This is a genomic window from Methylocapsa sp. D3K7 (genome assembly GCF_029855125.1).
In the GTDB taxonomy this organism is placed as follows: Bacteria; Pseudomonadota; Alphaproteobacteria; order Rhizobiales; family Beijerinckiaceae; genus Methylocapsa.
Genome location: NZ_CP123229.1, coordinates 3,305,899 through 3,332,399 on the forward strand (window position 1 = coordinate 3,305,899; position 26,501 = coordinate 3,332,399).

The window sequence follows — 26,501 nt, forward strand, 5'->3', positions numbered from 1 at the left end:
CTCATTGCGTTTTTGGTTCTTGCCCGGGTTTCGCGGGGGCCGGCCGCTTTTCTTTCGCCTCTCCAGTGCCGCCGTTTGGCAAAAACATGCTGCGGACGCGCCCGGTGACCGCGGCTTGCTTGGTTGTCAAGTCGTATATTAATTTGTCGCCCTTGGTCACGTTCGGGCCCTGCGTCAAGGTCACATTGCCGATGAGATAGACCTTGTTTTCGGATTTTTCGTAGATGCCGCTGTCGCCGGTGCCAATCTGATCCTTGGAAATGATGGTCACGGGACCCGCTGCTTCCATGCGGCGGACCTGGCTTGACGAGGACGGCGCTCCGGCTGCGGCCGACGCATCCTTTGGAGTTAAATAAATGACAAGTGTCGTCGCCTCCAATTTGCTCTGTCCTTGCGTCGCGACGACATTCCCGGTGTAGACAAGCTTCTGCTCCTTATCGAAATAATCGAGTTTGGCGGCGTCGATGTTGACCGGCTCCTTGGAATCGCCGCCCGGTAAGACTGCGCCCGAATGCGGCTTTTCCGCAACCGCCGGAAACACCGGGAGGGCTGTCACGAGAAAGGCGAGAGCGAGCAGACAGCAACACCCGCGGCTGCTCACCTCAGGGAGTCCGTTGAGTCATTGCCTGGCACAGGCTCGTCCGCCCCCGAATCAATGACCGAATTGACATCGCCGCCGAACGAAACCTTGTGGCCATTGTCGCTGACATCCAGCTGCTGTGCGGCGACGGTTCCCCCGGCCAGATTGACCTTGACAGGGCCGTCGGAAACGAGACCGCCCGTCTTGAAATCGATCCGCGCAGTCTTCAAACGGATATCGTAACCAGAGCTATTTTTGATTTGAACGTTGCCTTCCAGCGTCATTTTGTCGTGCAGATTGTCGTAGACCCCCCGTGCGGCGCGCACCCATGTCGTCGAGGCGTCCGCCGCGCCAATCTTGGAATCGATGTCGAGAAGTTCGGTGATGTTCGGCACCGCGATGTCCTGGATTCCGGATCGCGCCCTGATTTCGAAGGGATGGCCATTCTTCTGGACACCGGTGATTTTCGGCGACTCGACGGTGATTTTGGTGCCATCGACGCCAACCTTGCCGATCGAAATATCGACCGGCAGGCGCCGCAAGGGGTTGAGCAGGACGGCCGCCGGAATGAGCACGACCGCGAGGAGCGATCCGGTGATCGCGACGCGGCGAAACCAGCGCACGCGCACCGTGTGCTGGCTGGCCGCCTTGAAGCCGCCCCGTGAACGCGCCGGGCTCATGTCGAATCCCGCCGCGCCGAAGCTCTGATTGTTTCGCGAGCCGGGATCAGCGCCGCCGGCAGCGTCGCGAGCGGCGCGGCTATCCGCCCGGCCCGGGTTGGCCACCGCAAGCTGTCCCGTGCCACTCAAGGGAATCGCCCGTCTGCCAGGAACATCTGACGGCTTCCTTGTTTGCAGGGCTTCAGACTGAGACAAACTATCAAGCTCCAACTGCGGTCAATACCTTAAGCCACGATCGGCCATGAAACGCAGGTTTAGAAAATCCTTCAAAGATATTAATAATTTGGCGAGACGGCCTTGAGATGGCGCCCGCGGCTCGCCGTGCCACGTTTGTTCAAACAGCAAGCAAGCAAGGCAAAGTCATGGCAGGTATAAGCCAAAGCATGGCTATTCATGCGAGAATATATCCGCATCCGCCCACCCCATGAGGTCGAGGCGTGCACGTTCCGGCAGGAAATCGAAACAAGCCTTGGCAATGCGGGCGCGGTTTTCGCGTTGCAGCATGACGTCGAGGCGCAGACGCAAAGCATGCAAATACAACACGTCGGACGCCGCATAGGAAAGCTGAGCCTCCGACAACGTGTCGCCGCCCCAATCGGAACATTGCTGCTGTTTTGACAAGTCCACACCGAGCAATTCTCGGGTCAAATCCTTCAAGCCATGCCGGTCGGTGTAGGTTCGCACGAGCTTGGAGGCGATTTTCGTGCAGTAAATGGGCGCCGCCATGACGCCGAAGGTCTTGAACAGAACCGCGACATCGAAGCGCGCGTAATGGAACAGTTTGGTGACGTTCGGGTCGGCCAGAAGCCGTTCGATATTTTTTGCCCGCGTCTGCCCCGCCGCGATTTGAACGACATCGGCGGACCCATCGCCGCGCGACAATTGGACCACGCAAAGCCGGTCGCGATGCAGAACGAGACCTTGGGTCTCGGTGTCGATCGCCACGCAATCGCCGAAATCGGCATCGTCCGGCAGGTCGCCCTTATGAAATGTGATGCTCATTGGGCGCGCCTATCACTGGCAGGCAAACTTAGCAAGCTGCATTGGGCCTTCCACCCGCACAGGCCCAACAGAAATTTCTTCGATCTGCCACGATCAAAATTTCCGGAGATCTAAGTTAAGGGAACTTCCCGGCAAGGCCGTGGTTAGCCACAAGTCGCGGACAAGATGGAGAAACAAGGATGAGGAAGAAATTTGGAATAGCCGTGGTCGCGGCCCTGCTCGCCGCGCCAGTCGCCGCTCATGCTCAGGGCGTTTTCGGCGGAATGCAGCGCGGCGCGGCGGAAGGCAGCTACGCCGCTGGCCCTGTTGGCGGAATTGTCGGGGGCGCTGTGGGGGGTGCGGTCGGCGGTGTGAATGGCGCGCTTGGCGTCGACCCGGGCTACGCGCACCGTTCGGCGTATTACCATCACCGGTACCGCTACCATCGCCGCGGGTATCATCACTACCATCACTACTGATATCATGGCACCTGGCGCCGATGAAGCGGCGCCATTCTCATGTCAAAAGACGAAAATCGGCCAGCACCGGCACATGATCGGACGGCCGCTCCCAGTTTCGGCTATCGCGAAGAACGCGCGCACCCTCCAGGCAGGGCTTGAGGCTTTCGCTGACCCAGATATGGTCGAGCCTGCGGCCCCGGTCCGATTTTTCCCAATCCCGCGCGCGGTAGCTCCACCAGGTATAGAGGCGTTCCTCGGGCGCAACAAAATGACGGATCGCGTCAACCCACGGTCCCGCTTCGCGCAGAAAATTAAGCTTATCGACTTCCACAGGCGTGTGGCTCACGACCTTCAACAGAGCCTTGTGATTCCAGACATCTGTTTCGAGCGGCGCAATATTGAAATCCCCCACCATGACGGAGTTGCCCGCCGCAACCTTGCAGGAGCCCGTCCAGGCCGCCATTTCGTCTAGAAACTGGAGCTTATGGGCGAACTTCGGATTGATCGCGGGATCTGGCTCGTCACCCCCTGCTGGTACATAGAAATTATGCAATGCAATCAATTTGCCGCCTACGCCCGGGGGAGCCAAAGCTATGGCGATATGGCGCGCATCGCCTTTTTCACAAAAGGAACGGCGGTCGATAAGCTGAAACGGAATTTTTGAGGCGACCGCAACCCCGTGATAGCCCTTCTGGCCATTGATGGCGACATGCGGATACCCGAGCTTATGGAACGCGGTCAGGGGAAACTCGCTGTCCCTGCATTTCGTCTCCTGAAGGCAAAGAACATCGGGCGCCGCTTCGCTCAAGAAGCGGGCAACAAGATCGATTCGCAAACGGACAGAATTAATATTCCAGGTGGCAAGGGTGAGACGCACGCACGACTCCGTTGGAACCAGTGCGCCCGATTGATCACGCAATGACCCCTGCCGCAAGCGCGGCAGCCAAAGCCCCACAGCTATTTATGGGTGCGGAGACCCGCGGACTCATTGGACCACGTTCCGCGAAAAAAAAGGGCGCCCGGCCAATGGCCAGACGCCCTTAGGAGCGAGACATCACCGGGAGGGGTCCGGTAACTTTAAGATCCAGGCGGAACGGGGGGGTACGCCTGATGACCTGCTTCGCTCACATCCAGGTAACATAAACTGTCGCCACCGCGTTTCAACCCGTCCCGCAGCCCCCGCCCGCCGGGAAATGTGGCCTCGAATGTTTGTTTTGGCTCTTCAAAATCTTCCAAATGATTGAAAAATATCTAATTTCGGAGTGCGGGCGAATGCCGGAGGATCTTTTCGCCGTCTTCCTCAATTATTTGTGTTCAGGAGTCTTTCCTGGGTGATCTGGAACAGATTTGGATCAGGCTTTTTGGTCAGATCGATATTGAACAGCGAGACCAGCGTCTCATAACCTTGCGGATCGATGACTTGCCACTGTTTGAGGGTAAATTTCGCCGGATCAAAGAGCAGCTTGATTTGCGAGGTTCCGCCGAATGTCGCTTTGTCCTCGACGAGAATGGTGACCGCTTCGGGCTCGCTCTTCACATCGATGACCTTAACGTCGCGGCTGAGATCGACCTGGTCCTTGAGCAGAAATTTCAGCGGCGTCTGACTGATAAAGTAAATGTCCTTCGTCGCGGTCTTGCGGTCATGCACCGCCACCGAAAGGCCGTCGGCAACGATCTCGAGCGTTGAGGGTGCCGCATATTCAAAGCGCAACCTGCCGGGCCTTTGGACGAAGATCTTGCCTTCCGAGCGTCGGCCGTCCGGGCCGATTTGCACGAAATCGCCGCTCATCGTCGTGGCGGAATTGAAATAGGCATTGGCCTTTTGGATGGCGGCCAGAGGTTCCATTGGAACAAATGGGGGCGGCGCTTTGACCGGCGCAGCCGCCGGCTTGGCAATGGCCGCCGCTGGCTTGGCCGGTTTGGGATTACCAGCGGAAGGGTCCGCCTGAAGCGGTGCCACTCCGGCGAGAACGACAGAAAATACAATAATAAATACCGTCCGCTTCATATGGCCCGCCTTGATTCGTGAGAATCTGCGCAAATAGACCCTGATCCCATCAAATACGATCATTCAAGGTCTTATCACGTTGTTTTCTCCCGCGATCTCTTAACTCTGCACCTTTTTACCATCATGCGCTAGACAGACCGTAACGATCCGGGGAGTTGGAGAGGTCCTGGTATTGCGCGCCCGCAACCTGCGAAATCCGGCAGAGGAAGTCCAGATGCCGGCTATCTCTTTGAAATCACTCTCAGAGCAGGACGCAGCCCCGTCGCCAGCACTGCGGATCGGGATCGTCATCGCCCATTTGGGCAGTGGCGGCGCAGAAAAAGCCGCGGTCGTCCTCGCCAATGGCCTTGCCGAGAGGGGCTATTTTGTCGATTTGCTCACGTGGCAAGCAGCAGGGTTCTATCTCAAAGATGTGTCGCCAAAGGTCTCGAGGATAGACTTGTCAGCTGGGCGAAGACCCAACACAATCCAAGTCATAGCTTCCCTCATGCGATATCTGCGGCAGAAACAACCTGCAATTATTTTCCCTCATCTGGAAAAACCCTCGCTTTTGGTAATTGCCGGCGGTCTGCTGTCCGGCTACCGCAGAATCGTGCCGTGTATTCAGATTGATCTTATCGCTTACGCTGCGATTCATCACAACCCGCGACACCGCTTACGCCGCTGGCTGCTGATTTGCTTGGTGGCCATCCTTTATCGTCTGACTCCCCGAGTTGTTGCCGTTTCGGAGGGTGCGGCGCAAACTGCACGCCGGCTGCTGTCGCCGTTCGGGCCATCCATCCAAGTCATTTACAATGGTCTCGACTATCCGGGGCTTGCGTCCCAGGCGCAACAACAGGTCGAGGAGGCGTGGCTGCTGGAGAAGACGGTTCCAGTCATCGTGACTTGCGGCCGGCTGACACAGCAGAAAGCACAAGACACTTTACTGCGCGCCTTTGCCGAATTGCGCCGGGCGATGCCGGTGCGGCTGGTGATTTTGGGCGAAGGCGAAGAGCACGAGGCTCTGTTGGCGCTTGCACGTCGGCTCGGCGTGGCCGCAGATGTATTGCTGCCGGGGACTGTTACAGAACCAATCGCCTGGTTTGCCAAAAGCGACCTATTCGTTCTTCCGTCACGCTGCGAAGGACAAGCGCTGGTGCTGATCGAGGCGTTGCTTGCGGGCGTTCCAATTGTCAGTACCGATTGCCCCTCCGGGCCTCGCGAAGTCTTGGCGCACGGACGCTTTGGCACGCTTGTGCCAGTGGACGATGTCGCGGCGCTGACTGAGGCCATGTCGTTTGTGCTAAAAAGCGCACCGGATATCGACAAGGGTGCTCTGACACAACATCTTGAAAAATTCACCGCCGATCGAATGATAGACGGATATCTGGCCGCGGAAATGTTTGTGGCCGCTGGGCAACCGCTGATTCGATAGCTTCGTGAATAGGAAGCAACGCTTCAACCAACAACCAATTCATGCACGCTGAAGAGTTTTCCCGCGTCGGTCCAAACGCGGCCCCTGTGCCAGCCCGCTGTGCGCGCGAGTTCTTGAAATTGGCCGATCGTATATTTGTAGGAGTTCTCGGTGTGGATGGTTTCTCCGGCGTGAAACCAAAACCAGCGGCCCCGCACGCTTGCCGCTTGATCTTTGCAGCTGACAAGATGCATCTCGATGCGGCCCTCGCGGGGATTGTATATCGCTTCATGGCGGAAGCATGCGAGATCGAATGAGCCGTCCAGCTCGCGATTGACACGCGCCAAAAGATTGAGATTGAAGTCCGCGGTCACGCCCTGCGCGTCGTTGTAGGCTTGCACAAGCGCGCGGGCATCCTTCTTCAGATCAACGCCAACAATAAGCCGCCCGTCCGGCGACAGCAATTCCCGCATCGCGGCAAGCAGCGCGCTTGCGGCAGGCGGGGGAAAATTGCCGATGGTCGAACCGGGAAAAAATCCGAGCTTTTCCGCGCTGGCAAGATCTTCTGGTAACGCGAGCCGCTGTGAAAAATCGCCAATGATCGGGCGCACGGGAAGCGTAGGGAAGCTCCCGGAAAGCCGCTGCTTCGCCTCAGCGAGGGCGCTTTGGGAAACGTCAATCGGCACATAAGCCGCCAATCCGCGCAAACTGCCAAGCAAAATCTCGGTCTTGCGGCTTGAACCGGATCCTAACTCGACGAGAACCGCGTTCTCGACCGTGTTCCCAGCCATCTCAGCTGCATAGGTTTCGAGGATCGCGATCTCGGCTCTTGTCGGATAATATTCCGGCAGCCGCGTAATCTCTTCGAACAACTCGCTGCCGCGCGCGTCATAGAAAAAGCGGCATGGTAGACTCTTGCGGGGAAGCGACAGTCCGTCGATCACGCTCGCCGCGAAGTCTTGATCCGGGCCAGTGATGACGTCGGGCAGAAGCCGGGCTTTGGTGTCCATCCACATCATGCGATCTCCGAGGCGAGGCGCAGTCCCATGAATTGCCAGCGCTGGTGAGGATAAAAAAAGTTTCGATAGGTGGCACGCACGTGCCCTTCCGGCGTCACGCAGGAGCCGCCGCGCAGGACATGCTGGCCGACCATGAACTTGCCATTGTATTCGCCCAGCGCCCCTGAAGGCGCGCGATACCCAGGGTAGGGCAGATAGGCACTCCCCGTCCATTCCCAAACGTCGCCGAACATTTGCCTGGGCCGCGTGTCATTGCTTGCGGGAGCCGGCAGCGGCCGCAGCGCATTCGAAGCGAGCGTGTTGCCTGTCGCGGGCAAGCCCCGCACGGCCAGTTCCCACTCGAACTCGGTGGGCAGCCGGTGACCCGCCCAGCGGGCAAAGGCGTCGGCCTCGTAATAACTCACATGCGCAACGGGCGCGGCGCAATCGAGGGGACGCAAGCCTTCGAGCGACATGGCCAGCCACTCTCCGTCGCGCTCCTCCCAATAAAGGGGCGCCCGCCAGCCTTCCCGGTTGACGATTGTCCAGCCATCGGCAAGCCAGAGGGAAGCCGTGCGATAGCCGCCGTCCCCGATGAAGGCGAGCCATTCGGCGTTGGTAACGAGGCGGTCGGCGAGACGGTATGGATGGATCAGCTCGCCATGGCGCGGCGTTTCATTGTCCCACGCAAAACTTTCGCCGCCGTGGCCGATCTGATGGATGCCGCCCGTAAAGCCGATCCAGCGCAACGGCTCTGGCTCGCCGCGATCCTGGCGTGGACGCGGTGCAAGATAAGCCGGACGCAACGGATTAGCGGCAAAGAGCGCAAGAACATCTGTGAGGAGCAACTCCTGATGCTGCTGCTCATGATTGATGCCAAGTTCGAGAAGACGCGCCAGTTCCGATCCGGCTTCAATGCCGCGTTCGACAAGCTTCTCGAGTCCTGCGTCGACATGGGCGCGATAAGCGAAAATCTGCTCGCAGCCCGGCCGTGTGAGAAGCCCGCGTTGTGGCCGCGGCTGGCGCGGGCCGTGCGTTTCATAATAGGAGTTGAAGCAAAAATTGAAGGCCGGATCGAAAATCTCATAGCCCTCAAGGTGCCTCGAAAGAATGAAGGTCTCGAAGAACCAAGTGGTGTGGGCGAGGTGCCACTTCGCCGGGCTGGCGTCATCCATGGCCTGGACGGTCATGTCCTCGGCACTCAGAGGCTGTACAAGGCGCAAAGAAAGCTGACGGCTTTCGGAAAGCCGGGACCATATCGCACGGGTTTGGGGTAGCGGCAAAATCGACGAAGTGATCGCGGACGATTGCGCCATAACTACCTCCCATGCCGCCAAGCGTCCCGACAGCAATTTTAGAATAAACAACTTTGGCGTGACTGGGTTAAAGCGCTTGGCTGTTGTTTCAATGCAGAAATGCTATGATGGGATAACTCGCGGCAAAACCGTGTCCATCGAAAGGACCAGTTGATAACGCGGGGAAGGCAATTGGGTTCCGCACCGCTTCAGCTGATGTATCTCCATAAATTTGATCAAATAACTGCTACAATCATGCCCAAACGTTCTACGTGAAACGTTTGGATACGATTGGCAGGTCTGAGAACTCATAGCGTATGTCCAGTGGCACGCAGAACAGCAGAAAATCGGTAATTTTGGACAGCCGATAGCGCGCGGCTTGACAATTTGCCGTTGTCCTAATTCCGGTTGGGGTGCGCCGCGAAGAGCAAGCAGGAGACCCCATGCCAGAATCTCTGTCACCTGAACTCCTCGAGAAAATGCACGCCTATTGGCGCGCGGCAAATTACATCTCGGTCGGGCAAATCTATCTGCAGGACAATCCGCTGCTCGAATCCCCGCTCAGGCATGAACATATCAAACCCCGTTTGCTGGGGCATTGGGGCACCACGCCGGGGCTAAATTTTCTTTATGTGCATCTCAACCGGCTGATCAAAGACAACGATTTGAACATGATTTACGTCATCGGTCCCGGTCACGGCGGCCCAGGGATCGTGGCGCAGACATATCTTGAAGGAACCTACACGGAATTTTATCCGGCGATTGAGCGCAGCCGCAACGGTTTGCAGCGGCTCTTCCGGCAGTTCTCCTGGCCCTATGGAGTTCCAAGCCATGTATCGCCGGAAACACCCGGCTCCATCCATGAAGGAGGTGAGCTCGGTTATTCCTTGGCGCATGCCTATGGCGCGGCTTTCGACAATCCAGATCTGATCGTTGCCTGTGTTATCGGCGATGGCGAGGCGGAAACCGGGGCACTGGCGACCAGCTGGCACTCCAACAAATTTTTGAACCCCGCGCGCGATGGTGCTGTTCTTCCGATCCTTCATCTCAACGGGTTCAAGATTGCCAATCCCACCGTGCTGGCCCGCATCAGCCGGCAAGAACTCACGGAACTCATGTGGGGCTACGGCTATGATCCCCATTTTGTCGAGGGCGACGAACCGATGGCCGTGCATCAGTCTCTCGCCGGGACGCTTGATCGTATTCTTGCGCGGGTCCACGAAATTCAGGCTAAGGCACGGTTGGATCCGGAGAGCGAAGACGTCGAGCGCCCGCGCTGGCCGATGATTGTGTTCCGCACGCCCAAGGGTTGGACCGGACCGAAATTCGTCGACGGCGAGCCCGTCGAAGGGACATGGCGCGCGCATCAAGTTCCGATCGCCAAGTTTACGAACCCGGAGCACATCAAGCTGCTCGAAGATTGGATGTTGAGCTACCGGCCGCGTGAACTCTTCGACGCGCATGGCAAATTGCGTGAGGACATTGCGGCGCTCGCACCAACGGGCCATCGCCGCATGGGTTCGAACCCGCACGCCAATGGTGGCGAGTTGCTGCAGCCGCTTTCGATGCCCCACTTCCGCGATTATGCCGTGGTGGTGCCTCACCCCGGCTGTATCGAAATGGAGGCGACGCGGGTCCTCGGAAGCTATTTACGCGATGTGATGAAACTCAATCTCGACAAAAAGAATTTCCGGCTGTTCGGGCCGGACGAGACCGCGTCGAACCGCTTGAGCGCCGTCTTTGAAATTTCGGGCAAGGAATGGATGGCCGAGGTCGAAGCGGTCGATATTAATCTCAGCGTCAAAGGCCGCGTCATGGAGGTTTTGAGCGAGCATCTCTGCGAGGGCTGGCTCGAAGGCTATCTTCTCACCGGCCGCCACGGTCTGTTCTCCTGTTACGAGGCCTTCATCCACATCATCGACTCGATGTTCAATCAGCACGCCAAATGGTTGAAAACCACCCGCAAAATTCCATGGCGCAAGCCGATTGCGTCATTGAATTATTTGCTCACCTCGCATGTCTGGCGGCAAGATCACAATGGCTTTTCCCATCAGGATCCCGGCTTCATCGATCATATCGCGAATAAGAAAGCCGATGTCGTGCGCATCTATCTGCCGCCCGACGCCAATTGCCTGTTGTCGGTCGCCGACCACTGTTTTCGTAGCCGCAACTACGTCAATTTGATTGTTGCGGGCAAACAACCGGCATGGCAATGGCTCGACATCGAGTCGGCCGTTCAGCACTGCACGATCGGTGCGGGTGTCTGGCACTGGGCCAGCAACGATGACGGCGATCCCGACGTCGTCATGGCCTGCGCGGGCGATGTTCCTACCCTCGAGACGCTGGCCGCCGTTACACTTTTACGCAGCTATGTGCCGGACATCCGCGTCCGGGTCGTCAATGTCGTGGATCTGATGGTCTTGCAGCCTCAATCCGAGCACCCGCATGGTTTGGAAGACCGGGATTTTAACGAGCTGTTCACAACCGGTAAGCCGGTGATCTTCGCTTACCATGGCTACCCGGCGATGATTCACAAGCTGACCTACCGGCGGCGCAATCATGACAATATTCATGTGCGCGGCTACAAAGAAGAGGGGACCACCACGACTCCCTTCGATATGGTCGTCTTAAACAATCTCGATCGCTATCAGCTCGCACTGGATGCGATTCGGCGTATTCCAAGGCTCAGCGATCAGGTCGGGACGGCGGAGGCCCGGTATTGGGCAACGATGGAGCGGCATAAGCTCTATATCAGCGAGCATGGCGACGACATGCCGGAGGTTCGCGACTGGCGCTGGAACTTGTGAGAACGCTCGGGTTTGTCCGAAACTGGCTTTCAATCGTACCAAAATGTTTCACGTGAAACGTTTGGCGATTATGCACTTGACTGAACAAGATAGCCAAGCTAGCGATTCGCGTGTCGCGTCCGATGATTCGGATGTGGCTGGCGCGCCCGCGAATATCCAATCATTTGATAAACCCGAGGCGGCGGCACTCTGCTTCCGCACCCACCAAGACGCGCTCGACTTCGCTCGCCATGGCGTTGAGGACTCTCGTCGCAGGATTGCCGCTCTGAGTCTCAATTCCCTCGATGCCTATATCGAAGGTGAATCTGCCATTTATGTAGGGATTAAGATCAGAGGCAACGATCGCCAATATCAATTCCTTTTTGTCCGGGTTCCAGCTCGATCCGGAGAGCCCGGTGCCGACGACGAAATTGTTAGGGAGACGGGCCGAAAATTTGGCCTCAGCCTTGGTAACGTTAAGCGGAACCAAGGCGCAATGTTTCTTGGTGTTACACAGCTTGTTCAAGGCCCAAAGGGTGTCATTTCCTCCTTTGTATGGCTTGAAGTTGACAAACAACGTCACGATTTCCGAGGGGATATCTTGGGCGACGTTCCGTCGTTTGAGATTGTTATCGAGCCCGGCAAGGTCGTCTGCAAACGGGAAAGCGGTCCTTTTGGGAGCGGTCTTTCCGCTGGCGAGAGCGGCAGCGTAACCCGATTGATCCAACACAGATCGCAAATTGATGGCAACGTCGAACAAGACGGATGGCAGAGTATTTGGGGGTTGTATCGAGAACTGAATTTTGTGGATATTCTGTCCAGGTTGAGACTCTTTATCGATAACGTAGGACCATGGCTTGCTATTGAGAAAATCTCCAACGATTGCTTTGAATTCGGTGATGTGTTGATGTGCGCGTCTGAGTGTCGCGCGAGGGCTATCGAAAACATCTGCCATGGTCGAAAAACCTGATCCAACAAAAGATCCTGAATTCCAGAAGGTGATCCGTCACTTTGTGACGACGCCGCATAAGACCCACAAGCCGCTTGGAAAGCCTAAATCCAAAGCGACAGCCAGTCCGAAAAAGCGGGGACAGCCGAAGATATCTACTGAGGCTTAGTCCCGACAAAAAGGACCGCGCTATCTTCGCTAATACCACCGTTTCCCGTCATCATGGCAGTCGGCGGAATGGCATTCTTTCCGAATGGAATGCCAGAAGATTGCAAAGCAGATTCAATCAAAGGAGCATCCTCGCTTTTGGAATTAGGAACAGATATCCCGAAATAAATTGCCCCAGATAGGGTTAGTGATTGAAACCCAATTGTCCACTTAGCTTCGCTAAAAATATTTGCGATTTGAATAGCTAGATATAGTGATTCTGGGTCATTTGCCACGTGGGCAATTGTAGCTGTGCCAGTACGCTGAGATAAGCTTGCCAAAAGCATCTGATGTTGTGGTTGGGTTAGTACCCGCCATGCGAGCTTAGCTTTAAGGCGTTCGGTTTCGAGTTTGGCCTTTTCTGTTTCAAGTTCGAGAGTCTTTGCGCGCTCGTTCGCTAAGGAAGAAGCCTCTTGGGCTTGCCGTGCCGCAGCTTCGGCTTGCGATATTCGCTCGCGAGCGTCGGTCTTATAGCGTTCAAGTTGGCGATCCTTATTCTCCGACGAAATCGCAGAAAGTCTCCAAAGTGCTACACTGAAAAACAGTGCCGCTGCGACAGACGCAAGATACAGGACATTCGTCCAATTCAAGAGCCCCTCTACGGAGAACCCGAAAATGGTGCCCTCCTGGTTATTCATTGGCTTTTCCATTTTCATGATGCTCACGATTGTAGTTGTCGTGGCTTTCGGAATTTCTGATCAATGGCACAAGAATCATCGGCGCCATTGATCGTAAGGGTAGATGCCGTCATTTGTTCATCATTTTCCGACGCCATCTATTGAAATATTTGGCCTGCTGTTTAAACGGTCGTGGCTTCACGAGGTATGCGATACGTGAGACGCTTGCCCTCGATACCCTTGAGGGCTTTCGCCGCACGTTCTCCATCCTCGACGCCTAAAGCTGTACGATTGTTGTAGCGAAAATCAAATTCGCTTAAATAGCGATGCAAATGCTTCTCTGAGCAGTGTTGATAAACGCCTTTCATGCCGCGTTTGAAGACGCTGAAATAGCCTTCAACGGTGTTCGTGCTGATGATGCGATCGCTCTCGTAGCGCACATATTCATCAGCTTTATGCTGGACAGTTTCATGGCTCGCGAAGTCAGAGCCAAGGCGGCTATAGTGACCGCCTTCGTCGGTCATCATTGCAGTTTCGCGTGCTACATTCTTGCGGATGATCGGCATGACATCGGCGGCGCTGGTTCCATCGACATGAAAGGAGCGAACTTGCCCGCCACGCTCGACAAGAGACAGCACCGCGTTTTTGTGCCCATGGCCGCGACGTTTTGTAGAGCCTTCTTTCTTTCCGATAAAGGTTTCGTCAGCCTCCACAATGCCGCCAGCGCCGCCCATAGGCGCAAGACCGCCAGCGCGCATACCTTCGCGGATGCGCATTGCCATAAACCATGCTGTTTTGTAGGAGCCAAAGCCCATCATGCGGAACAATTGATGCGCGCTCATGCCCTTTTTGCTGGAAGTCAAAAGATGCGTGGCCAAAAGCCATTTGTGCAACGGAATGTGCGAACGCTCGTAAAGGGTTCCGGTGCGAACGGTGAACTTCTCGCGGCATTGGCGGCAGTGATACCAACCCGGCCCCATGGACTTGCCGCCAAGTTTGCTAACCGTCTCAGACAGGCCGCAATGAGGGCAAGTCGCGCCATTCGGCCAGCGGGAAGCCTCTATCACTTCGCGGGCTTTGTCTTCGTCAGTGAAAGCTGGATTGGTAAGATCGCACATGGTCAGCTCCTATGACGCTAACTCTGTCACAAGAGCTTTGTTCAGTCAAGTGCATAATCGCCAAACGTTTTGGTACGATTAGGGAGAAAAAACGGTGCAAGGCCTCATACCTCTGACGGGCTTTACGCGAGTCGGATTCCACGGAAATTTGGTCTTTTGTGCGGGTTTGTGGCGATCCTCTACGCGGAAGCCTCTCCGCTATTCCTCAAGATAATTTATAGGATTAAGTTAGGGATCCCGTGATTCGCGGGGCGGGACTTTTTCCATGAAAGACTTTTTTGAGAGTTATTTGCGCCTCCTGCGCCAAGACCGCGACGACAAAACCGAGCACTCGGATCGCGGCGCGCTTTTAACCCTCTTGAACGCGGCGGCTCATGCGGCCGACTCGGGCATCCGAATTATTCACGAGGCGAAAAAGGTGCACGGCTCTGGTGCGCCTGATTTCAAGGTGATGAAGGCGGCGATGATCCTCGGCTATGTCGAGAACAAGACCGTCGGCGAAAACCTTGATCAAATTCTCAAGTCGGATCAGATCAAGCGCTACAAAGCGCTGTCGAAAAACATCCTTCTGACGGATTACCTGCAGTTCATCTGGATCAAGGACGGAAAGGTCAACGCCCGCGACATCATCGCCTTCCAGGACGATCTCGAAGGCAGGCCAAAAAAGCCGCGCGAGGAGCGCGTCAAGGCGGTTCCCGACTTGTTACGCGGCTTCTTCTCCATCGCGCCGGAAGGCATCGGACGCGCGCAGCAGCTTGCGTTGGCCCTCGCCACGCGCAGCCAGTTTCTGCGCGACTTTCTCGACCTTGAATTGCGGCGCCAGGAAAAGGAGCACCGGGAAGGGCGCCTTTATGGCCTCTATCAGATTTTCCGCGATCAGGTTTTTCATGAACTCGCGCTTGGCGAGTTTGCCGACGCCTTCGCGCAAATGCTCGCCTATGGACTTTTTCTCGCGAAGCTCAATTCCAACGGCGAAGTGATCACGCTCGTCAATGCCCGCCAGTTCGTGCCGGGTTCGTTCCGCCTCATCCGCGAGCTGGTGCAATTTCTCGACGATCTTAGCGCGCCGGAGTACACCGAAATTCGCTGGGTGGTCGAGGAACTCCTGTCCATCGTGAACGGGCTAGACCTGCACGCGATCCGTGAAGACCTCTCGTTCAAGCACCGCAAGGCGATCAGCCGCAAGGTGAGGGCGCAAGACGAGGAAGAGCATCGGCTCTTCGAGCGTGATCCATTCATCTACTTCTACGAGGATTTCCTCGCAAAATATGATGCGAAAATGAAAAAGGCGCGCGGTGTCTATTACACGCCGCCTCCCATCGTGAATTTCATCGTGCGCGCGGTTGACGACATTTTGAAAGACACCTTCGGCATCGCGCAAGGCCTCGCGGACCACAAGCGTGTCACCGTGCTCGATTTCGCCTGCGGTACCGGCACGTTCATTCTCGAAGTGCTCGAACGCATTTTTGAAAATATTGGCGGCGCGGATTCAGCCAAAGCGGGCCTCGTCGTGCGTGAGCATATGCTGAAGAACGTGTTCGGCTTCGAATATCTCATCGCGCCTTACACGATCGCACATCTAAAACTCTCGCAATATCTCGCCGACAAGGGCCATGCCTTGGCGGATGGTGAGCGGTTGCAGGTATTTCTGACCAACACGCTTGAGCCAATGGAGGCGCAGAGAAATTTGCTCCTACCCGCGCTTTCAGAGGAATCTGCAAATGCACAACGCGTCAAGGAAAAGCCCATTCTGGTTATTACCGGGAACCCTCCTTATTCCGGTCATTCCAAGAACAAGGGGGCGTGGATAACGGCATCGATTGAGGAATACAGGAAGGGCTTTCCAGAGCTATCGAAGCCCGGACAAGGAAAGTGGCTACAGGACGATTACGTGAAATTCATTCGCTTCGCGCAAATGAAAATGGACGGTGGAATATTCAAGGTTGAAGATAAAAATGGCCAATTACGCGAAGTCCATGTCGAAGGTGTCGAAGAAGGTGTCGTCGGCATTATCACTAACCATTCATGGCTCGATAACCCGACTTTTCGCGGTATGCGCAAGTCGCTGATGAATTCATTTAATCAGATTTATGTCCTCGATTTGCATGGCAACGCAAAAAAGAAAGAGCGCGCGCCAGATGGCGGTGATGACAAGAATGTTTTCGATATCGAGCAAGGCGTCGCGATCAGTCTATTTGTAAAAAAGAAAGGGCTGGAGCTCGGCATTTCCCATGCCGACCTGTGGGGGAGCAGATTATCCAAATATGAGACTGTGGCGGAATCAACTAAGGACGACGTCGAGTGGCAATTTTTTCAACCTGCCGCGCCAGACTTTCTGTTTGTCCCGCAGGATAATGCCCTCGCGACCAAGTACCAGATGCTTTGGTCGGTACCGCAAATTTTTGCGCTAAACGGGGATCCGGCACCTTGCCTGGTCACAACCCACGATCAATTTGCGATTTCTTTCTCGCCAAACGAATCTATCTCGAAAGTCCAGGCTCTTTTATCCACAAATGATGAGAGCGAGGCTCGCAGGCTGTTCCGGCTTTGCTCGCAAGGCCAGTGGGACTACCAACAGGCGAAAGCAGCGCTTGCTGTTCTGAATTTACCCAAATTAACGGCTACGATCACATACCGGCCGTTTGATAAGCGTTGGACGATTTGGAACTCTCACGTTGCTGTGCATAGGCGCGAACGCGTTATGCACCATATGATGCACAATAATATTGGTCTCCTTACATGCCGACAAATTGCTTCAGGGCATTGGGAGCATGTATTTGCAGCCGGTTGTGCCGCAGATGATTGCGTTATTTCTAACCGTACAAAAGAACGGGGTTACCTGTTCCCGCTGTACCTCTATCATCCGCCGGAAGGCTCGCGCCGCGCGAAAGCAGATCTCTCCAGAATCACCGAATCTCTCGTCGGCAAATCCCGCATCGAAAACATCGCGCCTGCCTTCCGCAAATGGCTCGATGAAAAATATGAACTCCATTTCTCGCCAGAGGAATTGTTCGGCTACATCTACGCCATTCTCCACGCGCCGACATACCGCACCAAATACGTTGAGTTCCTGCGCAATGACTTTCCGCGCGTGCCATTTCCCGAATCGGCCGACGATTTCGAAACCTTGTCGGTTTTAGGTTGGGCGCTGGTGCAAGCGCATCTGTTGCGCGATTCTCCGCGACGAGGATTGGCCTCCTATCATGGCAAGGGCGGCCACACGGTCGAAGCCGTGCGCTATTCGCCAGAGCAACAGGCGATCGCGATCAACAAGACCCAGTTTTTCAAGCCGGTGCCACAAGCCGTGTGGGATTTCCACATCGGCGGTTATCAGGTGCTCGACAAATATCTGAAGTCGCGCAGGGGCCGCACGCTCTCGCTTGACGAAATCAATCATGTGTCCGCTATCGCCGACAGCCTCGTCTTCACTATTGAGCAGATGGCGAGGATCGACGAAGCTTATCTCGCCGCCTTTCCTGATCGGGGATAACTCAAAACCCGGCTCGCATCGGCCGGCGCCTTGGGGCATTATCATGTTGATTCATCTCTCCGAGCGCGGTGAACTCATGGCTCGCGGCCGTCAAACCGACCTCTTTGCAAGGGAAACGCCGTCCGACCTGTTCGGCGCGGAGGCCGTTCCCGCCTATCGGCCCGATTCCGACAAGGTACGCGCGAGATTGCACAAAATTCTCGCCGAGGCGCGGGCGGCGCAAACGTCCCCCTTGGAGCCCGCGCGCGTTTCGCTCTATCGCACGATTTTCCCGCAGATGACGCTCTTTCTGCCCGAGGATGAAGCCGCCCAATTGCGCTTCGAGTTCGAGGCGGAAATGGCGCGGCTAGAGACAGCCTGAGCGTCCCTCACCTCGAAAATTTCTTATATTTCAGCCGGTGCGGGATGATGCTGTCGATGCCGAGGCGGCGCTTTTTGTCTTCCTCGTAGTCAGCGAAATTTCCTTCGAACCATTCGATGTGGCTGTCGTCCTCGAAGGCGAGCATATGGGTCGCGATGCGATCCAAAAAGAAGCGGTCATGCGAGATGATCACCGCGCAGCCGGCAAAATCGGTCAAGGCTTCTTCGAGGGCGCGGAGCGTATCGACATCGAGATCGTTGGTCGGTTCGTCGAGCAGCAGAACATTGGCGCCGGATTTCAGCATTTTGGCGAGATGCACGCGGTTGCGCTCGCCGCCCGAAAGCTGGCCGACTTTCTTTTGCTGATCGGCGCCCTTGAAATTGAAGGCGGAGGTGTAAGCGCGCGAATTGACCTCGCGCTTGCCGAGCGTGATCAGCTCATGGCCGCCCGAGATCTCCTCCCAGACATTTTTTTTGCCATCGAGCGCGTCGCGTGACTGATCGACATAGCCGAGCTTGACGGATTCGCCGATTTGGATCGTCCCGGAATCCGGCTTTTCCTGCTTGGTGATCATGCGGAAGAGCGTGGTCTTGCCGGCGCCGTTGGGACCGATCACGCCGACGATGCCGCCGGGCGGCAGTTTGAACGACAGATCGTCGATGAGCAGCTTGTCGCCAAAACCTTTCGAGAGATGGGAAAATTCGATGACGTTATTGCCAAGCCTCTCGGCGACCGGGATGACGATCTGCGACGCGGTGGGGGCTTTGTCGTTCTGTTTGGCGACAAGATCCTCGTAGCGCTGGATGCGGGCCTTGGATTTCGCTTGGCGAGCCTTGGGGCTCGATGCAATCCATTCGGATTCGGCCTCGAGCTGCCGCATGCGCGCCTCCTCCTCGCGGCCTTCCTGCGTGAGACGCTTCTGCTTTTGCTTTAGCCAAGCGGAATAATTGCCTTCATAGGGGATCCCGCGGCCGCGATCGAGTTCGAGAATCCAGCCCGTGACATTGTCGAGAAAATAGCGGTCATGGGTGACGATCAGGATGGCGCCGGGATAAGCGCGCAGGTGTCCCTCAAGCCAGTTGACGGTTTCGGCGTCGAGATGGTTGGTCGGCTCGTCGAGCAGCAAAAGCTCCGGCTGCTCCAGCAGCAAGCGGCAGAGGGCGACGCGGCGGCGCTCGCCGCCTGAGAGTTTACCGACCGCGGCGCCGTCGGGCGGGCAACCGAGTGCCTCCATCGCCTGATCGACCTGCGCATCGAGATCCCAAAGGCCCTTGGCCTCGATCTCGTCTTGCAGCGTGGTCATTTCATCGGCGGTCTCCTCCGAATAATTCATCGCAAGGTCGTTGTAGCGGTCGAGGATTGCTTGCTTCTTGGAGACGCCGAGCATCACATTGCCGCGCACGTCGAGCTTCTCGTCGAGCACCGGCTCCTGCGGCAGATAGCCGACCTTGGCGCCCTCGGCGACGAAGCCTTCGCCGGTAAACTCCTTGTCGAGCCCGGCCATGATCCGCAAAAGCGTCGATTTGCCGGAGCCATTGATGCCGAGCACGCCAATTTTGGCATCCGGATAGAACGACAGATTGACGTTCTCGAGAACCTTTTTGCCGCCGGGGTAGGTCTTGGTCAGACCTTGCATATGATAGATGAACTGCCGCGCCATGAAGAACCTTGGTCTTTCGTTGAGAAGATAGGCTGGGGAGGGTTTACCTGCGCGGGGCAGGGCGGTCCAGGCCGCTCGTGGAAAGCTCATCGCAATGACAAAAAACTCGCGACCTTGGTACAGCGGGGCAGGCGACGAATCTATTTCGGCTGATTCGCAGGCTCCCGTTTTTAAGCTGTAACGCTACAATAGCGAGCCGCCAGGCCCCGCTGCCGCTGTATCAAAATGACGCATGTGACATCTTGCGCAGTCCTTCAGCCCATCATTTATCACAAAGGTCTGATGGTGAGGAGCAATCGTTATTCGTGCGGCGGCTGATGTTTGAACCCATATGGGGGAAGCGAGAGGCTTTGGCGCCGGGCATATTGCGCCGATGCTAAGGATGGATCCGAGAAACATGAGCACTTTAGGTGAAATTAAACAAACCGGTAGTGCCCCCAAAACTCATTTGGGGGAAGCGCAAGCCCCGCGTCCTGACAATAGTCCAGGTGATGTTCGGCAGGATGGTCAGATGATGCGGACGGAAAGAGAATCCAAGGAGAAAGACACTCATAAGCTGATTGTCGAGGTCGCGGAACGTTTGTTCCGTCAAATCGGGTTTCAGAAAACGACGGTCGCGGATATCGCGCGCGAACTGCATATGTCGCCGGCGAATGTCTATCGTTTTTTCACGGCGAAGTCGGAGATCAACGAGGCCGTCTGCATGGACCTCCTCAGCAAGATCGAGGCCGAGGCGGAAAAAATTGCCGCGTCGCGCGGCGGCGCCGCTCAGAAAATCCGCAATCTGTTCAGCTCCGTGGAAAAAACCCATCGCAAACTGTTTATGTACGACCGGAAGCTGCATGATTTGATTGATGCGGCGATCACCGAGAACTGGGCCATCATGCGGCGGCACGCGGAACGCATGGCGGCGATCTTGGAGCAGATCATCGCGAGCGGCATGGCCTCGAACGAGTTTCCGAAAGGAGACGCCGCGCTGGCCTCGCGGCTCGTCAACACCGCCTGCATAAGATTTTGTCATCCGCGGCTGATCGTCGAATATGAACAGGAGCCAGAGCCGACCCTCGACCAAATGATCGGCTTTTGCCTCGCAGCGCTGGCTAGGCCGACCGCTTGAACTCAAGCCCGCGGGGGCCTCTCTCCGCGGGTTGTCCCGGCCCCGTGCCCCACGGCGTTAGTGGCTTGAAACCTTGCCGATCGCCTGACCAGCCACGCCAAGGGTTAACTTTTTCCCCATTACCTCAGCAAAAACGTGCGCCGACCGCTCAGGCTGGCCAGCTATGCTGCAATCCATAACCCGCCCTGTCAAAAAGCTCATCGCAGGCTTTCGTTCCGAGATGCCTAATGCTGGGATTTTTTGAGGGATTTCCGTATATGACATAATTTTATAGGGTCCGGAGCCGCTATAAGGGGATCGCGAATCGGCGGCATTCCGGAGGAAGAATTGGCGATTGAAGATGCTGGGCTGGCCGGAAGGGGTGCCAAAAAACGGCTGCACGATCTGGCACTCGGTCTCGAGCGGATTGGCCTCGTATCTTTGTATTTTCCCCGTGTTGTCGCAATTGTGGCGGTCATTCTCGCGATTGCGGCGGGTTTCGGTGTCACCCGGCTGAAGGTCGATGATTCGCTCAGCCAATTGTTCCGTTCCGATACACCGGAATTCAAGCAATATGAGGAAGTGACCCGGCAATTTCCGTCGAGTGAGTTCGACGTGCTGGTGGTTATCGAAGGCAAAAGGCTGCTCGACCGTGAATCGGTTGAAAAGCTCCGCGACCTCATCACGGACTTGCAACTGATCGATGGCACGCGCGGCCTGATTTCAATTTTCTCGGCGCGCCAGGCGCCGCGCACTAACGAAATTCCGGCACCTCTTTTTCCTGATCCGCTGCCTGAAGGGCAAGATTACCAGTCCCTTATCCATCGCGTAATGGCCAATGAGATCATCCGTGGCAAGCTTTTGTCGGAAGATGGCCAACTCACCTTGGCCGTTGTCGCACTCGATCCTGCCATCGTTCAGAGTACCAAGCTCGGCACGACAATCGGGGAGATCCGCAAAACCATGCGCGAGGATCTCGCTGGGCTCGGTCTCAACGCGGAACTGTCCGGCGTTCCCGTCATGCAGCTCGAGATACGCACCGCGGTCGAGCGTGACCGGCTGATCTACAACATCGCAGGCTTCACCGCCGGCTGCCTTATTGCGATTCTCTTTTTCCGCCGCGTTTCCTTCATGATCATCGCGGCAGGACCGCCTTTGATCGCCATAGTGTTCGCCCTCGGAACCCTGGGATGGCTCGATTTCCGCCTGAACATGTTCCTCAATGTGATGACGCCGCTCATCATGGTGATCAGTTTTTCCGACAGTATGCAGCTTACCTTCGCGGCGCGGGACCGCCTGCTGGCTGGGCAGGACAAATACAAGGCTTTGAAAGGCGCGCTTTTGGTCGTCGGCCCGGCCTGTGTTTTGACCCATGCGACAGCCGCCGTATCCTTCACGGCGTTGCTTTTTTCTGAATCGGAGCTGATTCGGAGTTTTGGCGAAGCGGGAGTGATTGCGACCATCATCGCGCTCGCCGCCGTGCTGATCCTAATGCCGCTGCTTGGGGTCCTGCTGTTGCGGAAGGAAACAGACTTCGCGTCCACGGTCGCCGGCTCGGATCTTGGGGTTGACGCCTTGCGCCGATTTTGCGGCTTCATTGCCGCCCGCATGATTCACCGACCGGCCCTTTACAGCCTAGCGGGTCTGCTGGTGGTCGCCGGGCTTGCGTTCTTCTATGCCCATATCGAGCCGCGATACCGGCTTGCCGATCAGGTGCCGGACCGGCAGCAGGCAGTCGCCGCGAGCCATCGTCTTGATGCCAAACTCACCGGCGCCAATCCGATCGACGTACTCATCGAGTTTCCAAAGGGGGCATCGCTTTACTCACCGGAAACGCTCAGTGTGATCGCGGAGGTCCATTCCCTTATCGAGAAACAAGCGGGCGTCGGCAATGTCTGGTCTCTCGAAAGCTTGCGGCGGTGGCTGGTCCAGGCCGACAAACCCGGCAGCGCTACCTTAAAGAGCTATGTCGCCATACTGCCGGAATATTTGACACGGCGGTTCATTTCGGCTGGCCAGGATGCCGTTGTCGTCTCGGGCCGCATCCCGGACTCCGACGCCAGCCAGCTCCTTCCCATCGTCGAGACGCTGGACAAATCGCTGACGGCAGTCCGTGCGCAACATCCAGGATACCAAATTTCCGTGACGGGTCTTTCAGTGATCGCGGCACGCAACAGCGCCATTATGATCGAAAAATTGAATCGCGGCTTGACGGTTGAGTTCGCCTTCGTCGCAATCTTTATTGGTGCGGCATTCCGCTCTGTGGTCGTCTTTTTGGCCGCGATCTTGCCCGGTATTTTTCCGGTCGTTGCCTCGGGGGCATTGCTGCGGGCAACGGGGCAAGGCCTGCAGTTCGCCAGCGTCGTTGCCTTGATCGTCTCGTTCGGACTGGGCCTCAGCGCGACGATCCATTTTCTCAACCGGTTGCGGCTGGAGGACGATCCAACCCAAGATCCAGGCGTTGCCGTCGAGCGTGCGACCGTTCTCGTCGGCCCCGCGCTGATTCTGACATCGGTGGTGCTTGCCTGCGGCTTGGCAGTCACGGTGTTTTCCAGCTTGCCGTCGCTGCGGCTGTTTGGCTGGCTGAGCGCATTCTCAATGTTAGCGGCGCTGACCGCCGACCTCTTCATTCTGAGGCCGACAGCCACGGTTCTGCGCCGGCTCTCGCGCCGCGCGTTGGCTTGGCGCAAAAGTCAAAGGATGCCTGGAAACTAGGCCCCGACGCCCTTATCCCTTGCGCAAAGCGATCGATACAGCCGAGATATCGCTGTCGCCTTGCGGCCTGATCGTCACCGATTGCTTGTCGCCGTGGGTCCGGACATCGAGATGCGCCGCGAAGCCGGCTCCCGTTACATTCACCGCGATATCCGAACTTCTGACACGGCCGGATAAGCTCCCGGACATGCCTCGCGTCGCCTCGCTCCATGAACCGGAAAGTAGGCCCGCTTCCGACTGAACATTGCTGGTGATTTCCAGCCGGTAGCTGTCGCTTGCGCAGCGAAGAGTCTGTTGAATCGCTTTGCCGGTCGCGTTAACCGCATACGTTGCCCTGCAGCGAATGCGTTCGGCAGCGCCGCTTGTCAGGGTGACTGTTCCCGAACCGGACCAATGCCCGGATAATCCAACGAATGGATTTTCGGCTCCTGGTTCGGCATGGATCTGTGGAGAGAGGCACAAAATCGTGCAGGCCGCAACCGCACCTTTGAGCCGGCGAACAATGAGTGTCGAAAAAAATGAGGCCATAATCCTTGATCCTAATGTCAGATAAGAATCATCAGCATTGATATAACGTCAATTCACTTCTTTTATGCTAACAGTTTTGCAAACTAAACGCCAGTTTGCCGGGACTGGTTGCAAGATCCGTGGCAATTATACTGCGCCTGATTTTAGCCCTGCCCTAAGTTGCCCGCCCGGCCCTTCGACTGGATAAGCCCCAGCCCGAAGATTGCAGCCGACAACAAAACCATCGCAGGGCCGAAAATGCCAACACTGATGAAGGCAAGATTCATGAGTGTGACGAGGCAAGCTCCCGCCGCTGCCGAATAGAACGAGTCCCGGCCGCGCCGCGCCGCGCCGCGGAGCAAGATAAACACCGCAAATGACGCCGCTAGGACAGCTGCCCAGAGCATGGCTTTTCCCATCTCGATCGAAAGCTTTGCCGCTGCGGTCACGGCATCCCGCGAACCGGCGTTCACTGTTTGGTATACAGGTAACAGTGCGGGGAATGTGCCGGCCCCATCCCCAAAGAACGGGGCATCGTTCAGGATGCGCTGGGTGAGTTCGATCGCCACCGGATCTTTTTTGACGAAAGCGAATCGTGGGTCGGGATCGCCTGCCGCGACTCCCATCAAAGCTGTTGCGATAACCGCCGCGGTGACGCCGATCGCGGCGGCGCCCAACCGTCCGAGTGCCCAACGGCGGATCGCCACGATGGCGATGAAGGTGAGAAAACCAGAGCCCGCTGCGAAAGCCAGTGACCCCGCCCGTGTCGCCCAGACGGCGGCCGCGCAAATCACAAAGGCGATCAAGCATGCGGCCATTGCAACTGGAAATTTCTTTCGAGTTTTGCTTGTTCCGGAGCGGCGAGTCTCGTGTCGCTCAAAAACAAGCATGGCGCAAGCGGCCGTCAGGGTTACACCAAGACAGGCGCAGTCGCGCGCTTCATCGCGCATCGCGAGAACATTGAGCCCGAAAAGATCTCGCAAAAGGGAGGCGACGGAGATGAAGACGGTAACCGCCGTCGCGCCAATCAGCAGCGATTCGGCACGGTCGCGATTGATCGCGACCGCCGCCGCCAGCGCGACCATGCCGACCGCCGACAGATAGCTCACAAGGGCCACCGCAGTTGCTCCAATGTCGACGCTAATGCTGCCAAAGACGCCGCGGGTGAAACCGGGGTTCACGCTCGTCCATACGGGATTTGCCAAAAAGGACAACGGCAAGATCTGCACGATCATCAAAACAGCGGGGAAAGCCGCAGCCAAAACAAAGGGCCGCGATATGACCGTGGACATGTGCTCGGCCTCGCCGGGTGCCAATTTGAGGGAGACGAGAATCAGGCCGGCAGCGAGCAACAGCGGAATGAAATAAGGAATAACCGGTCCGCCCACCGTTACGATCGCGGGGCAAAGTGCGAGGAGTCCAAGAAGGATGGCTAGGGCGAAGGGCATGGATTTATAATGTTCTGGGAGGAATTGAAACGGGCTTAATGATCGCGGTGATACAGGAGATTTCCCCGCAAGTCACGTGGCTGCTGGGAGACTGGGGGCTTTGCGGGATTCCGTCTCCGCGTACCACCGGTAAACTTCCCGGATGCCCTCCTCGAGGCCTGTTTTTGGTCGCCAGCCGAGCGCCGCCAATCGGCTTGAATCCATCATCTTGCGGGGCGCGCCATCCGGCTTGCTGCGATCGAATATAAGTTTTCCGCCGAACTCCGCCGCCCGTCCCACCATCTCCGCAAGTTCGCGGATGCTGACGTCGAAGCCGGCGCCACAATTGATCGGTTCGCTCACGACATAGTGATCCATCAAAAATACCACGGCGTCCGCCAGGTCATTGGCATGAAGAAACTCCCGCAAAGGTGTACCGGTGCCCCAGATGACAACCTCGGCGTCGCCAGCCGCCTTGGCCGCATGGAATTTGCGGATGAGGGCGGGTAAGACATGGCTGGTTGAAAGATCGAAATTGTCGTTCTGGCCATAGAGATTGCAGGGAATGACGCTGATGTAGCTGCGGCCATACTGGCGCGCGAGCGCTTGGCACATTTTGATGCCGGCGATTTTCGCGATTGCGTACCATTCGTTGGTTGGCTCAAGCGGTCCGGTCAACAGGGCGTCTTCCTTGATCGGTTGCGCCGCGAATTTTGGGTAGATGCAGGAGGATGCAAGAAAGATTAACCGCTCGACACCGGCGAGATGGGCGGCTTGAATGACATTTGTTTCAATCGCGAGGTTATCGAAGAGGAAATCCGCGGGACAGGAGTCATTGGCGAGGATTCCGCCAACCTTGGCCGCGGCGAGGATAATGACATCCGGTTTGGCCCATGCCACCCATTGCCGGACGGTGTCTTGCTCGCGCAGATCGACATCCCGGCGGTCCACTGTAAGAAGTTCGGCGTCAACCTCTGCGAGGCGGCGCAGGATCGCCGATCCAACCATTCCGCGATGGCCGGCGACCCAGATCTTCCGTTTGGCAGTTGCATGGACCGCGAAATTTCCCATAAAATATTCTTCGGGTTCGGCCGCGTATTTTTGTCACGATTGCACCGGGATTTGCCGGTTATTTTCGTAGCTGCAAACGCGCCTCGCAAAGCTTCAACCCC

At 56.7% G+C, this 26,501-nt stretch carries 22 protein-coding genes; 8 read left to right on the plus strand and 14 right to left on the minus strand.

All coding sequences use genetic code 11. The features are described from left to right. Position 1: 1 nt before the first annotated feature. The 3 genes from QEV83_RS15635 to QEV83_RS15645 form a co-directional block, all read right to left on the minus strand. Positions 2–601, minus strand: coding sequence for an LptA/OstA family protein (locus QEV83_RS15635; RefSeq protein WP_280128609.1), 600 nt, complete (start codon positions 599–601; stop codon positions 2–4). Beyond that, positions 598–1,389 carry an LPS export ABC transporter periplasmic protein LptC gene (lptC, locus tag QEV83_RS15640; RefSeq protein WP_280128610.1) on the minus strand — a complete coding sequence of 264 codons (792 nt, stop codon included), beginning with the start codon at positions 1,387–1,389 and terminating at the stop codon, positions 598–600. Before lptC ends, QEV83_RS15635 begins: the two co-directional genes overlap by 4 nt. Positions 1,390–1,647: 258 nt before the next feature. Continuing rightward, positions 1,648–2,262: a ribonuclease H-like domain-containing protein gene (locus tag QEV83_RS15645; RefSeq protein ID WP_280128611.1), complete on the minus strand. Its 615-nt coding sequence runs from the start codon at positions 2,260–2,262 to the stop codon at positions 1,648–1,650. Positions 2,263–2,441: 179 nt separating this feature from the next. Here QEV83_RS15645 and QEV83_RS15650 point away from each other — a divergent pair, with 179 nt between their 5' ends. Further along, entirely contained in the window at positions 2,442–2,720 is a 279-nt protein-coding gene (locus QEV83_RS15650; protein WP_280128612.1) for a hypothetical protein, read from the plus strand. 37 nt (positions 2,721–2,757) lie between these two features. On the opposite strand, the gene xth is transcribed toward QEV83_RS15650, so the two are convergent. Together xth and QEV83_RS15660 are read right to left on the minus strand one after the other, a co-directional pair. Beyond that, the gene (gene xth, locus QEV83_RS15655; protein WP_280128613.1) at positions 2,758–3,579 is read right to left on the minus strand and encodes an exodeoxyribonuclease III; all 822 of its coding nucleotides are present in this window, start codon (positions 3,577–3,579) and stop codon (positions 2,758–2,760) included. A 423-nt stretch (positions 3,580–4,002) separates the two neighbouring features. Next, the gene (locus QEV83_RS15660) at positions 4,003–4,773 is read right to left on the minus strand and encodes an outer-membrane lipoprotein carrier protein LolA (RefSeq protein ID WP_280128614.1); all 771 of its coding nucleotides are present in this window, start codon (positions 4,771–4,773) and stop codon (positions 4,003–4,005) included. A gap of 151 nt (positions 4,774–4,924) precedes the next feature. Between QEV83_RS15660 and QEV83_RS15665 the strand changes: the two genes are divergently transcribed. Then, complete coding sequence (locus QEV83_RS15665) at positions 4,925–6,124, plus strand: glycosyltransferase (protein WP_280128615.1); 1,200 nt, start codon at positions 4,925–4,927, stop codon at positions 6,122–6,124. A gap of 23 nt (positions 6,125–6,147) precedes the next feature. Here the strand turns inward: QEV83_RS15665 and egtD are convergent, their stop codons facing one another. Together egtD and egtB are read right to left on the minus strand one after the other, a co-directional pair. Next, entirely contained in the window at positions 6,148–7,119 is a 972-nt protein-coding gene (gene egtD / locus QEV83_RS15670; RefSeq protein WP_280131103.1) for an L-histidine N(alpha)-methyltransferase, read from the minus strand. After that, positions 7,119–8,417 carry an ergothioneine biosynthesis protein EgtB gene (gene egtB, locus QEV83_RS15675; RefSeq protein WP_280128616.1) on the minus strand — a complete coding sequence of 433 codons (1,299 nt, stop codon included), beginning with the start codon at positions 8,415–8,417 and terminating at the stop codon, positions 7,119–7,121. Before egtB ends, egtD begins: the two co-directional genes overlap by 1 nt. Before the next feature lie 422 nt (positions 8,418–8,839). On the opposite strand from egtB, the gene QEV83_RS15680 reads away from it, so the two are divergent. After that, on the plus strand, positions 8,840–11,203 hold the full coding sequence (locus QEV83_RS15680) for a phosphoketolase family protein (RefSeq protein ID WP_280128617.1): 2,364 nt from the start codon (positions 8,840–8,842) through the stop codon (positions 11,201–11,203). A 76-nt stretch (positions 11,204–11,279) separates the two neighbouring features. Beyond that, the gene (locus QEV83_RS15685; RefSeq protein WP_280128618.1) at positions 11,280–12,152 is read left to right on the plus strand and encodes a hypothetical protein; all 873 of its coding nucleotides are present in this window, start codon (positions 11,280–11,282) and stop codon (positions 12,150–12,152) included. Between the two features lie 134 nt (positions 12,153–12,286). Here QEV83_RS15685 and QEV83_RS15690 read toward each other — a convergent pair whose 3' ends face one another. The 3 genes from QEV83_RS15690 to QEV83_RS15700 all read right to left on the minus strand — a co-directional run bounded on the left by QEV83_RS15690 (position 12,287) and on the right by QEV83_RS15700 (position 15,001). Further along, a complete protein-coding gene (locus QEV83_RS15690) occupies positions 12,287–13,003 on the minus strand; it encodes a hypothetical protein (RefSeq protein WP_280128619.1) in 717 nt (238 codons plus the stop codon). Positions 13,004–13,137: 134 nt separating this feature from the next. Beyond that, on the minus strand, positions 13,138–14,073 hold the full coding sequence (locus QEV83_RS15695; RefSeq protein WP_280128620.1) for an IS1595 family transposase: 936 nt from the start codon (positions 14,071–14,073) through the stop codon (positions 13,138–13,140). A 703-nt stretch (positions 14,074–14,776) separates the two neighbouring features. Beyond that, entirely contained in the window at positions 14,777–15,001 is a 225-nt protein-coding gene (locus QEV83_RS15700) for a hypothetical protein (protein ID WP_280128621.1), read from the minus strand. On the opposite strand from QEV83_RS15700, the gene QEV83_RS15705 reads away from it, so the two are divergent. Beyond that, a complete protein-coding gene (locus QEV83_RS15705) occupies positions 15,002–17,563 on the plus strand; it encodes a type ISP restriction/modification enzyme (RefSeq protein WP_280128622.1) in 2,562 nt (853 codons plus the stop codon). Positions 17,564–17,606: 43 nt separating this feature from the next. Then, entirely contained in the window at positions 17,607–17,924 is a 318-nt protein-coding gene (locus tag QEV83_RS15710; RefSeq protein ID WP_280128623.1) for a hypothetical protein, read from the plus strand. Positions 17,925–17,931: 7 nt separating this feature from the next. Here QEV83_RS15710 and ettA read toward each other — a convergent pair whose 3' ends face one another. Further along, positions 17,932–19,584 carry an energy-dependent translational throttle protein EttA gene (gene ettA / locus QEV83_RS15715; protein WP_280131104.1) on the minus strand — a complete coding sequence of 551 codons (1,653 nt, stop codon included), beginning with the start codon at positions 19,582–19,584 and terminating at the stop codon, positions 17,932–17,934. 511 nt (positions 19,585–20,095) lie between these two features. Here ettA and QEV83_RS15720 point away from each other — a divergent pair. Both QEV83_RS15720 and QEV83_RS15725 read left to right on the plus strand, forming a co-directional pair. After that, entirely contained in the window at positions 20,096–20,701 is a 606-nt protein-coding gene (locus tag QEV83_RS15720; RefSeq protein ID WP_280128624.1) for a TetR family transcriptional regulator, read from the plus strand. A 327-nt stretch (positions 20,702–21,028) separates the two neighbouring features. Then, positions 21,029–23,395, plus strand: coding sequence for an MMPL family transporter (locus QEV83_RS15725; RefSeq protein WP_280128625.1), 2,367 nt, complete (start codon positions 21,029–21,031; stop codon positions 23,393–23,395). A gap of 12 nt (positions 23,396–23,407) precedes the next feature. On the opposite strand, the gene QEV83_RS15730 is transcribed toward QEV83_RS15725, so the two are convergent. The 3 genes from QEV83_RS15730 to QEV83_RS15740 all read right to left on the minus strand — a co-directional run bounded on the left by QEV83_RS15730 (position 23,408) and on the right by QEV83_RS15740 (position 26,400). After that, entirely contained in the window at positions 23,408–23,923 is a 516-nt protein-coding gene (locus QEV83_RS15730) for a hypothetical protein (RefSeq protein WP_280128626.1), read from the minus strand. Positions 23,924–24,066: 143 nt separating this feature from the next. Then, complete coding sequence (locus QEV83_RS15735; RefSeq protein ID WP_280128627.1) at positions 24,067–25,350, minus strand: hypothetical protein; 1,284 nt, start codon at positions 25,348–25,350, stop codon at positions 24,067–24,069. Between the two features lie 72 nt (positions 25,351–25,422). Beyond that, positions 25,423–26,400, minus strand: a complete 978-nt coding sequence (locus QEV83_RS15740) for a GDP-L-fucose synthase (protein WP_280128628.1) — start codon at positions 26,398–26,400, stop codon at positions 25,423–25,425. Positions 26,401–26,501 lie beyond the last annotated feature (101 nt).